The sequence below is a fragment of the Tissierellales bacterium genome, from assembly GCA_025210965.1.
Taxonomy (GTDB): Bacteria; Bacillota; Clostridia; order Tissierellales; family JAOAQY01; genus JAOAQY01.
On sequence record JAOAQY010000227.1, the window covers coordinates 1 to 12541 of the forward strand.

The window sequence follows — 12541 nt, forward strand, 5'->3', positions numbered from 1 at the left end:
AAAGATGATGTAGATTGTGCAAACTATAATCTCCCTACTTTCAAAAAATTCATTTCAGATTTTAGCTATGAAAAAATTTCTGCAGAAGATATGAAAAATGCCGAAAAAATCTATAATGAAATAGTAAATCTTGAAAATGATGAAAAATTTGATCAAGCTAGCACAAAATGGAACGATTTATATGATATTCTTGATAAATATTTAGAAGGCTCTTTTAAATTAGAAACTATCGACGAATAATTATTAGTATTCTTAACTTAATAATCACTGCTTTTATTCATCAAGCAGTGATTATTAAGTTAACATCAATCTATAAAATATTAAAATTAACTTGATTGTATAAATATGCTCGATTTTTAGATATTATTTTAATAGATAATTCTATTTGTCGGGCATATTTTTACGCTATAATATAGTAACAGGGAGGTGTTCTTTTGAACAAAAATATATTATTAGTAGAAGATGAAAATAGGATGAGAGAAATAGTATCAGATTATTTCAGAGCAAGTAACTTCAATGTTTATGAAGCTATCGATGGACAAGAAGCTCTAGAAATTTTTGATGAATACAATATAGATTTAATTATCCTTGATATAATGATGCCAAAAATAGATGGTTGGAGTGTTTGCAGACGAATACGTAAAAAATCATCAGTTCCAATTATAATGTTAACTGCTAGATCAGAAGAAGATGACAAACTTTTAGGATTCGAATTAGGTATAGATGAATATGTTGTAAAACCATTTAGCCCTAAGGTACTTATTGCACAATCTACAAATCTATTAAAAAGAGTAGAAGGTAGCCTTGGAAAAGAAAATCATTTAATCTCATTTCCTGGGTTAGAAATAAATAAAGCGGCTCATACATTAAAAATAAATGATTCATTCATAGATCTATCAAATAAAGAATTCCAACTGCTATTATACCTTGTTGAAAATCCTGGGATAGTACTCTCACGTGAGAATATACTAAATGTAGTTTGGGGCTATGACTACTTTGGTGACGATCGTGTTGTTGACACTCATATAAAAAAAATTAGAAAAAAGCTAGGTCAATATTCTCTATATATACACACTATTATAAGAGCTGGTTATAAATTCGAGGTGATTTGATGAAGCCTAAAAAAATAGTAATAAAGCTATTTATTACTACTATAAGTATATTTGCATTGCTTTTTTTTATCCAATTTATATTTCAAAATATTTTCATGGAAAAATTTTATATAAATAGCAAAATAAAAGCTATAAAAAGCAGCATTGAATCGTTTAGTTCTGATTTTGTTAGATCAAATTGGGGTTTTAATCAAATAAAAAAAGAAATTGATAAGTTTACAGAAAAAAATGATGCCTCTCTAATTATTGTAGATGATCTAGGCAATGATCTTTACTCTAATTATGCAGAAAGTACTATAACGTTAAGAGATGATTCAGGCAATATAAAAACTTTTAGCCTTGAAGAAATATACTCTATAGTAGATATCCATTCTAGCAAATATTCATCTACTTTAACTGATATCACTCCTGAAAATGCTGATTATTTCAGCATTAATCCTATAATAACCGATTTATCTGACGCGTCAGATTCTAGCAACACTATCACTTCTTTAAACCTAATTGAACCTAAAATCGGTGATTTTATGGAATTGAAATATATAGAATTCGACAACAACGATGAAAGCTTGTATTCGCTTAGCTATGAAGGCATTTCTTACAATGATTCTGATAAAATCGCTTCTTTGACTTCTGATAACACATTTGACTTATATCCTGCTGATTATACTCTAAAAGAATTCAGCGGCGAAATAATATATGTATTTATTCCTAATTTTGACATAATAAATAACTATTATCAATATGATTTATTGATGATGGAAATATCTAATATTTTTTCTTACCATAACTCAGAAGATGATCTTTTAAAATACAAAAACATCTCAACAAATTATATTGACGGAAATAATTATTTTTGGTCTACTGATTCTAATACCGGTTTGCAACATCTCATATGCTATAAAAAAATTAAAATAAATAATGAAAATAACTATATTTTTGTTCTTACGTCCCTTCAATCAATCAATGAAGCATTGGTTTTTATAAGTAAGTATAACATTTATATGCTCGTTTTAGCAGTTGCATTCATATTTTTATTGTCATTTCTATACTCTAAAATGATAGCCTCACCACTTATTAGAATGAATAAAGCGGCTAAACAAATGGCAGATCTGGATTTTGATGTTTATTGTGACATAAAAACAGGAGATGAGCTAGAAAGTCTGTCAGACAGCTTAAATATCTTGTCAGATAATCTACAGCACAGCCTTGCAGAACTTCAAGAAGCAAACTCAGCCCTCATAGAAGATATCGAGCGTGAAAAAGAACAAGAACGGATAAGAAGAGATTTCGTAGCAAATATATCTCATGAATTAAAAACACCTCTAGGAATAATGAAAGGCTTTGCAGAAGGTATAAAAGATGGGATATTTGAAAATAAAAAAGAATACTACTTAGATGTGATAATAGATGAAATAGAAAAAATGAATATATTGATACTCGATATGTTAGAAGTATCTGCTCTCGAATCAAAAGCTTACACTCTTTCAGAAGAAAATTTTGACATAAATAACCTCATTACTAAGTTAAACACTAGATTCGATCCCTTATTGAAAAAGCATAACCTAGCACTAGAATTATCTCTAGAATCAAACACTGTAATTGGAGATAAATTGAAAATAGAACAAGTCTTAATGAATCTAATGAGTAATGCTATACGATATAGTAATTCTAATGAAACCATTCGAATAAAAACAATATCAAATAAATCTTATGCAAGGATTTCAATAGAAAATACAGGAACTCATATTCCAGAAGCTGATTTACCCAAAATTTGGGATAGATTTTATAGAGTAGAAAAATCTAGAAACAAATCAAAAGGTGGATCAGGTCTAGGCCTTCTGATAGTAAAAAACATACTTGAACTTCATAATTACAACTACGGTATGCAAAACACTGTTGATGGAGTAGAGGTCTTTTTTGAAATGAAAAGTAAATAGAGTACACTATCCATCTCGCCACTTAAAAAATATGATAATTTCGCACAAATCATAAGTTAAGCAAAAATGTCAGGTCTAAAGTTTAGACCTGACATTTTTTTATAAAATTAGCTAGAAATACAATATCTCTTCGTTGCTGAAAATTGTATTACTTAATTTCAAATCTCAATTTAAAATCTTGCTTTAGCTCTTTTCCTCTTGAATTTTTGAGTCCTTTTACGTAAAGAGTATACTCCTCTCCAGGTTCATAATTTCTAGCTGGAATTACATAAACATTTCGACCCTCTAAATAGTATTCTACTTCTACTTTTTCGTGATTTTCATCCACTACAAATACTGATGAATCATCTATACACTTATCATCTGTACCTCCACTTAAAACTATAGTCCAAATTTTATCAGGTTCAACTATTTTCATATCTGAAAATTCTTTTACAGTTTTGACTACAGCATACTCACTAAAATGAGGTGTATTGAAGTGAATTTCTCCAGCTTCTACCCAGTAAACTATGGATTCTACATTTTTAAAACCACTATCTTTTACCCAAACCTCTATATCTTCTGCTAAGACATCTTTTGGCATTGGCATTATAACTTCTGGTTCTCTTTCAAAATTCTCGAGCTTTGCCTTTGATCCGTTTTGGACATATTGTAAATCCATGTCATAAACCTTACTTACAAGTTCCATTCCATCCTTTAACTCATTTTCGATGTCACTATCAGAAACAACTTCTGATTCAAATATGATTTCTTCAAACTCTCTATCCGTCACATCAGATGCAAGTCTAAACTGCATATCTTCTTGGTCTATGAGCACATCTAAATCATGCTCTCTTAGCTCTTTCATAATAGACTTTGGAACTTCAACCTTTTTCTTAGTGCGAGATTTGTCATTTTCATCAACTTTAACCGTCAAGAACGGTTTAACTTCAACATTTACATCGCCAGTCTCTTCCATAGTCTCTTCTATTTTCTTTACATTATCCAACAGCGTTTGAAGTGATTGCACACTTACCTCGTAATTTACTACATTGTTTCCCTCATACTTTTTCTTGCTAGAGAGTTTAGATATATGTTTCAATTCCTCTCGTAAAGCTTTTTTCTGTTCTTTATCATCTAAATTCTTTATAGACTCTCTTATTTTCTTCTTCAAATCATTTATTTCCTGATTTTGAATAGGCCTACTAGGCTGATCTACAATTGTTGGAACACTAGGCTGGTAATTGTATGGAACAACATTTACAATAGCTTCTATCTCTAATGCTATTTCCTCAATTACTCCTACGACTCTTTGTCGTCCTAATTTAGAAAGATTGTAATCAGCAAGTTTCCATTTCACATTCATCATTTTAACTTTACCAGACCCATCTCTAACCTTAACCTTCTTTGGAAGTGATGGCATGTAATTCTGATAAACTGTGATATTTACATTAGACAATACTTCAACCTTATTCTCAGACTCTCTTATATCACTAAAGTTTCTTGGGTTCAATCTCATACCATAATCATTTATATCAAGTAATCCTCTAACCTCAACTACATCTCCGACCTTGTATTTGAACTTGTCAAAAGCATCTCCGCATCTTGCGTCGATTTTCACTTTCAGTGTTTTCTTGCCCGACTCTAATTCTAAATAAGTATTTTTATACTTATCATCATTCATAGCTTTTATAACTAATCCTTTAAGTCCAATCAATCTCGAATCATATTTTTTGCCCAAGTCATTAAACTCTACATTAGTAGCTCTTACATCAGAAGTATCTTCTAACCAAACAGGTAATTTAGTATATGCAAATTGCTGCTTGCCCTTGTATGATGTCATCTTACCTTCTACGCGTATTTTGCTACCTTGTACTATTTTAGAATCTAATTTATCGCCTCTATTTAGATGGATCAGAAGTCCTCCCGTTTCATCTTCAAAATATATATTACTACCGCCAAATGCTTTCACATCATGAGTAACTATTCCCTCTAATGTTACCTCTTCTTTTGTCGTCTTCGCTTCTGAAATACTCATAACTCCAGCTTTTAATTCATATCTATACGTCATCACAGCACTCTTGTGACCATCTTTTATTACTATTGTCTTTACTACTATATTTTTCTCGATTTCAATCGACAACCTATTTCCATTAGCCGATAGTGATTTTTCTGTAGGAACACTTCCATCCAATGTATAATAAATTTCACTTCCCTCATCAGATGTAAATACTACCTCTTGCCCATCTTTTATCTTGCCTGAATCTATGCTAACTTCAGTAGGGCTTACAACCACAAAATCGTCCTTGCCCAAATTACTAAATCTTGCAATTACAGGATCATGATCTGACGCACGTCCATCACTATGTGTAAATTCAGCATTTATATGCACTACATCAATCTCGGCTTTACCCTCTAGTGATTCTGACACCAAAATATTGTCAAGAACCTGCGACACTCCCTCATGAACATATGAATATCTCTCTTTGAGTTCCAATTTTTCATGTAAATTCTTTAATTTAGATCCACAAAGTGCTTCTAAAGTCCTAGAATCCTCATAATCATTCATATCTCCCAAAAGTACTACCTTAGCATTTTCGTCCTTTTCAAGTAAATCATCTACAAAATTGTACACTATCTCTGCCTGCTCTATTCTCCTAGCTTCACTAGCCTTTGTCGCTGGCTGTGTTCTACCAAATTCTCCAGTATCTCCACGTTTTGAACTAAAGTGATTAGCCACTACAAATACATGATCTCCTCTAAAAGTAAAATCAGTTACAAGCGAACGCCTAGTACTTTTAAATGGAGTTGATGAACCAAAATCAGCACCTATTCTCGAAGGATTTTTCTCAAGCATCACCCTATCATCTGATTTAACCAAAGCAGCCTCATCTCTAGATCCTCCTACTTCATTTAAACTAGACTCTCCGAGCTGAACTCTTTTTGGATTGTAAAGATAACCAACTCTTATATTCGAACCTGGCGCTCCACCTTCCATTTTGTCAACTGGATCTATTTGCACATAATTATAAGCGATTCCACCTTCTGAAACTATTCCTCTTATAAGCTTTTCATAAGTCTCATTTGCCTCTGATGTACCCGAATCATCTTGTCCATCATTATCTTGAACTTCTATAAGCCCTATAATATCAGGAGATTTCAGATTACGAGTTATAGACTCTGCCACTGCTTTTACTTTATCATTAGATGCTTTTCCACTGAAATTTTCAATATTGTAAGACGCTATAGTCAAATCTTTTTCTGCTCCAACTAAATCAGTTACCTCTCTTCTAGCAGGACCTTCATTGATTTTTCCATCAAATTCATCCATACCATAATGATAAACTTTGTATCTACCTCTAGAATAAAGCATAACACCATTTAATGTTCCATCAATCCAATCTCCAACTCTTGGGTTAATTCCTTTGAACGTCTTTTCCCTATAATCTATTAGCTCTCCCATCTCATCATCTAATATGATTGGGTACAATACAGGCTTTGCTACTTCTCCTTTTATTCCACCATGAGCTGTCAAATGACCAGCATCTATAAGTTTCCCTTTATTTGGAACAACAGTCATATTTCCATATTTTTCAGTAACTCCAACTATCTGAGGATTCTCAATAGAAACTCTCATCCCTTCCATAGCTTCGTAAAAATCTATAGCATTTACAGCAGGTTTTAACACCTCTGTAGACTGAGTCAAATCAGATACACTCTCACTATACGCTTCATCCGCTACTAGTACTCTTCCACCATCTCCTATCACTATAGGCAGCGGCAAATCAGACTTAGTACCCTTACTTGCCCTCTCTATAGAACTTGCCTCTATCATTGTCATAGTAAGATTCGTTTTATTTGATTTTCCTGCATCATATTCATCTACTCGCTCTTTTACTAAACCCTTTACAACCACTACATCTCCATAACCCAAACTCGAAATATCCAAATCATTTGCTCTAGCGTCTATATAAATTGCCTCTGATGTCAAATCATCTGAATCCCAATCTGAACTCTCTTCTTGAACAACTAAATGCGCTTTGTTATAATATTTTCTCTTCGCACTATCATACGTTGGCAAAACACCAGTTACAACCGCAGCTATAGTAACCTCTTCGTCTAATTTAGGACTCAAATGGCTTCTACCTTGAACATCATGTATAAATGTAACATCGTCTGGTATTTCAGCTGATGTAAGCATAGTCTCTTTACTTGGTATATCTCCACCAGCTCTATCAACCACACCATAAAAATCTTGTAAAAACTGATTTGCAATATCCGCATCATGTATAAATAACATATTCTCATCATTTACATTCTCGCCATTATTGCTCCAGTTTGTAGAGCCTATTATGACCGTAGGATCGCTATCAGTATTTGGATCTATTATCATCGTCTTACTGTGAAGTTTTCTATCCTCTCTAGCCTTATTGATCTCTGCTCTACTCGCATAATCACCCCAAGTATCATTTACAATACTTGGCGGTGCCCAGTCTTGACTATAGAACGACGAATCAATATTTCCCTTGAATGAAAAACTAGAATCCGAACTAACCTTATCCTCTATAGCCTCTAAAATATCTTTACCTGGAGAAGTTTTAGATGCTGACCAAGAGAATATATTAAAATAAACCCTATAGTCCGCTGAATCTCTTATATACTCCTCCATTTTTGATATAGCTCCATCTCCAACTGAAAAATAAATTTCAATCTCAGTATCTCCAACTTTTACTTTATGTGCTGTATTGTCTTCTTTTCTCTTGTGAAACTTGGCATTATCACTATCTGGTTCAGCGCTACTAGAACCGTACATTTCTTCAAACTCATCTGTATAAATATCTGCAACATCCGACGAATTTATCTCGACAGCATTTTGAGTATTTCCATCTAATACATCAAATCGCATCTCTTTTTCTCCGCCATAAAGTCCAGTTTTCGTAAAATTCCAGCTTCCTGTCCATACCCAAGAACCATCTATTATCATAAACTTATTGTGCATTTGATCATCTGGTCTTCTATATCCATCACCATCTTTTTCACCCTCTACTAAATACCTATCAGGTAAATCATCTACAGATTCTTGAAGTCCAAATGATTTTCTGAGATCTTTATCATCTAAAATGTCTATCGGAGCATCTGCTATCATGTGAATATCATCATCTGTTCCAAATACACCATCTTTGCCTCGCCTCATTTTTTCGAGATTTAATATCATCTCTAAATAACGTTCTCCGTGCGAATCATTCGTCTTTTTCTTAGCATCTGCCACAATTCTCACTCGTACACCGTCGCTAGCCTTTTCGATTAAAGCATCGACTATTTCCGGTAAATTTATCTCATAAGTTGCCACATCTATACTTGTATTGGCAGCTTTAATCCTCTTCAAAAGTCTATCCTCTAAATTCACATTGTAACTAGCTTCATTGCCATCAAATGCATATTTTGTCTCTACATTTTTATTAAAGTAAACATTTATAGCTCCGTCTGCATCCGAAATTATAGAATTATTCAAATACTCTTTTGTAGGCTCAAGTGTATCTGATTCATCTATGTCATCTTCATCTCTAGGAATCAACCTATATTTTCCGTAGCTATAAACCACAACTCCCTTTATTTCATCATAATCTCTATTTTTCTTTATTTCATCACTTGTAACACATATACTTCTATTCGCATCATCAAATAATGTAGCATTGTGATAAGAATCAACATCATCTGTTGAATGAACATTTTCTATCTCAATCAATTCACATTCGTAACCTTCTTCATTACCAATAAAGTTATCAAGAGAAATCTCCTGTACATCTAGCTTTTCACTATCATCTAATACATTTGGCTTTTGAATAGCATTTATAGTGCTCATATTATAAAACTGTTCAAGTTCTCCAACTACTTCTATTTCATTGTTCTTTTTTACACCATGATCACTTGGCAATACAACTCTTATACCACCAGTTGAATCCTGAATATAAGCCACATCAACATATTTTTTTTCGCTATTTTTCTCACTTCTTATAAAACTAACTACACCGCGTATTTTGGCCTTACCAGAACTTTCAGTTCTAATATCCGATATATCTGACAAACTTATGCTATCTACTGCTGTGAAACTTAAACTTATAATATCGCTAGATTCCAATTTTCCAGCAGGATCAATAGCTATAGCTTTTAGTGTCATATCATCATTTATGATTATCTTTCCACTATAAAGAACACTCTTGTCATCAGGTTCTGTCCCATCAATCGTATAATAAATTTCTGCAGAATTTGTCTCTGTAGAAAGTTCTAATTTAGAACCTTTCTCTACTGAACCAGATTCTAGTGACGATTTTATAGCTCTAACCTTAGTTTGTTCGATTGAAATTTCAGATATACTATCATATCCAACCTTATACGTACTCGTACCATATTTTGCCTTTAATGTTACCTTATCTCCTATTTTGAGATCATCTAACTTCTTTTGATCTTCACTTGATAGATTTGTATTTTTTTCACTCTTTCTATTTAAACAAATTTCTTTCTCGGTATCTTTATCTACATCTTGTCCAGCATGATCTAAACTATCTCTGAGGTGAACCTTATAATCACCACTATTTGAAAACTTAGCCACAAAACCAATTGCCCAAAAATCATTTCCTTTAGTGTAATTATCATAAGCTTGATCTATGCTCATTGGTTTAGATGGATCTACCTCTGAATCACCACCAGAATCATCACCATCTTCTCCACCATCTGATCCACTTTCAGAACCTGATTCTCCAGATCCAGAACCACCATCTCCAGATTCTCCTGTCGCTCCAGCATCTATCTTAAATTCAACTATACTATTGTCATTTAAATGATATGTCCCAGTTGATTTTCTTCTAGTACCTTTTAAAGTTACTATATCTCCCTTTTTCAGAGATTTAAACTTCTCTTTTGCATCACTTGGCTGTTTAGCTCTGTTGAACTTAATCAATATATTATCATTACTTTCATCGCTCAAACTAACCTTATCTAATTTTGAATTCTCAAAATTTGTAACCTTTCCCTTCACAACTATAATATCATTCTCATTTATATTACCACTTTTGAATTCAGCCAAATATGCTGAAATTGAAAGTGGACTTTCCATGCTTCCAAATATTTTCGGCCCTTCAGCTACTTTTTCTACTTCCGGTGCTACTGAGTTCTCCGCAGAACTTTTCTCAGCTTCTGACTTTACAGCCTCTTCTGTTATCTTCTCTACATCAGATTCTGACTCTACTTTCGGCTCTGCCGATTCTTCGTCAGATACCTTCTCTGGTTCTACCGACTCTTCATCAGCATTCTTCTCTGACTCTGCTTTCGGCTCTACTGATTCTTCGTCAGATGTCTTCTCTGGCTCTACTTTCGGCTCTACCGACTCTTCATCAGCTGCCTTCTCTGGCTCTACTTTCGGCTCTACCGATTCTTCATCAGCATTCTTCTCTGGCTCTGCTTTCGGCTCTACCGACTCTTCATCAGCTGCCTTCTCTGGCTCTACTTTCGGCTCTACCGACTCTTCGTCAGCTACCTTCTCTGGCTCTGCTTTCGGCTCTACCGATTCTTCGTCAGGTGTCTTCTCTGGCTCTGCTTTCGGCTCTACTGATTCTTCGTCAACTGCCTTCTCTAGCTCTGCTTTTGCCTCTACTGATTCTTCGTCAGCATTCTTCTCTGACTCTGCTTTCGGCTCTACCGACTCTTCATCAGCTGCCTTCTCTGGCTCTGCTTTCGGCTCTACTGATTCTTCATCAGGTGTCTTCTCTGCCTCTAACTTCAGCTCTATTGATTCTTTCTCTGGTTCATCTTTTTCTATATCTGACTCGGCGACTTTTTCATCTGCCGCTTTTTCTTCACTGTCCTCTTTCAGTACTTCATCATCTCCTGCCAATGGAGATTCCATTGGAGTTCCCTCTTCTGCATACACTACATTCATAGGGTATGCACTAAAATTACCGACCACCATTACTATAGCTAGTAAGATGCTCAGCCACCTAGATTTACATTTCTTCATCATTTTATTTACCCCCCTAAACAAATTACTGTGGTAACCGCTTTCCCAAAAGGGGCCCTAATCCCTTTTGCTCCGAGTACACAGGTCCTTCCATAAACCAATATATACTCACTTCTACCAATGTCATTGAAAAATCTCATAAAATTATTCTTATCTGTAAATAAAGTAAATATAAAATTTAACTTCAAAATTTTCCGATAACATCGCTTTTACCCAGCTTTTTTACATTATATACTAAAAATTTCCTCATTACAATATCTTAACACCTTAAAAAGTGATTTATATCACAAAAATATGAATCACGATGAAATAAATTGCAGTATAAAAAATACGAAACAAAAAATATTCCTTTTCCCTAATCACACTTCCAATGAATTTACCAATCAAAATTCGGGTATAATATAAATTAAGGAGTGATGAAAATGATTTCAAATCTGAAAAAAAGTTTTATTATTATAACTCTAAGCACACTACTGTTGTCATCATATGCTTTAGCTGTTAACTGGACTGAATGGGATTCTGATGATATCAAAAAATATCCAGAAGACAAAATCTGGACAATAGACTTCAGTATCGATGTAGATTCTGATTCTATAAGCGATAGCAATATATATGTGCTAGATTCCGATGACAATATTTTCCCAACAGATAAAGTAATTAAAGATTCTGATTCTATAGAAGTACGACCTATATCTAACTACAATGAAGGCAATATATACAGATTATTTATAAGCGACGAACTTTTATCAGCCTCAGGAAATAATCTAAAAACTGCGGTATATAAAAAATTCGAAATAGAACAAAATACTCCGATTACATTTGAATCTGAAGTTCAAAATGCACTTAGAATTGGAATCGAAGAGCTTGATGTCACCAAATATGAAGTAAATAGATTTGAATTTGTAGATAAAATCAACTCAATAGTCAGAGGTGATCCAACCATATTGTATTATGATGGTCTTTCATATTCGTACAATACATCAACAGACCTAGTAAAAACCATCAAATTCAAATACAAAATAACTCCATCTGAAATAGAGTCTAGAAGAAATGAAGTCATCAAAAAAGCCGATGAAATACTTGATAGTTTAAATTTAGATGAAAAAACAGAATATGAAAAAATAAAAATTGTTCATGATCATATAGTTAAAAATACCGTATATGACAGCGAAGGTTTTGATAATGATTCCGTTCAGCCAAATCAATACTCTATGTACGGTACACTAATAGAAAACTCTGCTGTCTGTGAAGGTTATGCAGAAACATTTCTTTACTTTATGGACAAGCTAAATATAGAATGCCAGCAAGTGTTTGGAACTGCCAATGGAAATAATCACGCGTGGAATTTAGTAAAAGTTGACAGCATATGGTATCAAATAGATTTAACTTTTGATGATCCTGTTCCAGACACAGGTGACAATATAAAACACATCTACATGCTCATAAACGATGATAAGATGGGCATCAATCACATCTGGAACAAAGGCGAATATATAGAA

Annotated in this window: 5 protein-coding genes; 4 read left to right on the forward strand and 1 reads right to left on the reverse strand. The window is 33.5% G+C overall.

What is annotated here, in order from left to right:
- The 3 genes from N4A40_16375 to N4A40_16385 form a co-directional block, all read left to right on the forward strand.
- Positions 1 to 240, forward strand: a 240-nt coding sequence (locus N4A40_16375) for a hypothetical protein (protein ID MCT4663430.1), incomplete at its 5' end; no start/stop codon positions are given.
- Positions 241 to 434: 194 nt separating this feature from the next.
- Complete coding sequence (locus N4A40_16380) at positions 435 to 1112, forward strand: response regulator transcription factor (protein MCT4663431.1); 678 nt, start codon at positions 435 to 437, stop codon at positions 1110 to 1112.
- Positions 1112 to 3049: a HAMP domain-containing histidine kinase gene (locus N4A40_16385; protein MCT4663432.1), complete on the forward strand. Its 1938-nt coding sequence runs from the start codon at positions 1112 to 1114 to the stop codon at positions 3047 to 3049. The genes N4A40_16380 and N4A40_16385 overlap by 1 nt, the downstream gene beginning before the upstream one ends.
- 148 nt (positions 3050 to 3197) lie before the next feature.
- Here the strand turns inward: N4A40_16385 and N4A40_16390 are convergent, their stop codons facing one another.
- On the reverse strand, positions 3198 to 11045 hold the full coding sequence (locus tag N4A40_16390; protein ID MCT4663433.1) for a phospholipase D-like domain-containing protein: 7848 nt from the start codon (positions 11043 to 11045) through the stop codon (positions 3198 to 3200).
- Between the two features lie 419 nt (positions 11046 to 11464).
- On the opposite strand from N4A40_16390, the gene N4A40_16395 reads away from it, so the two are divergent.
- Positions 11465 to 12541, forward strand: a 1077-nt coding sequence (locus N4A40_16395; GenBank protein MCT4663434.1) for a hypothetical protein, incomplete at its 3' end; no start/stop codon positions are given.

Bases quoted from the DNA above. Each gene is read 5' to 3' on its own strand.
- N4A40_16385 (MCT4663432.1), top strand. From the start codon at position 1,112: ATGAAGCCTAAAAAAATAGTAATAAAGCTATTTATTACTACTATAAGT.
- N4A40_16390 (MCT4663433.1), bottom strand. From the start codon at position 11,045: ATGATGAAGAAATGTAAATCTAGGTGGCTGAGCATCTTACTAGCTATA.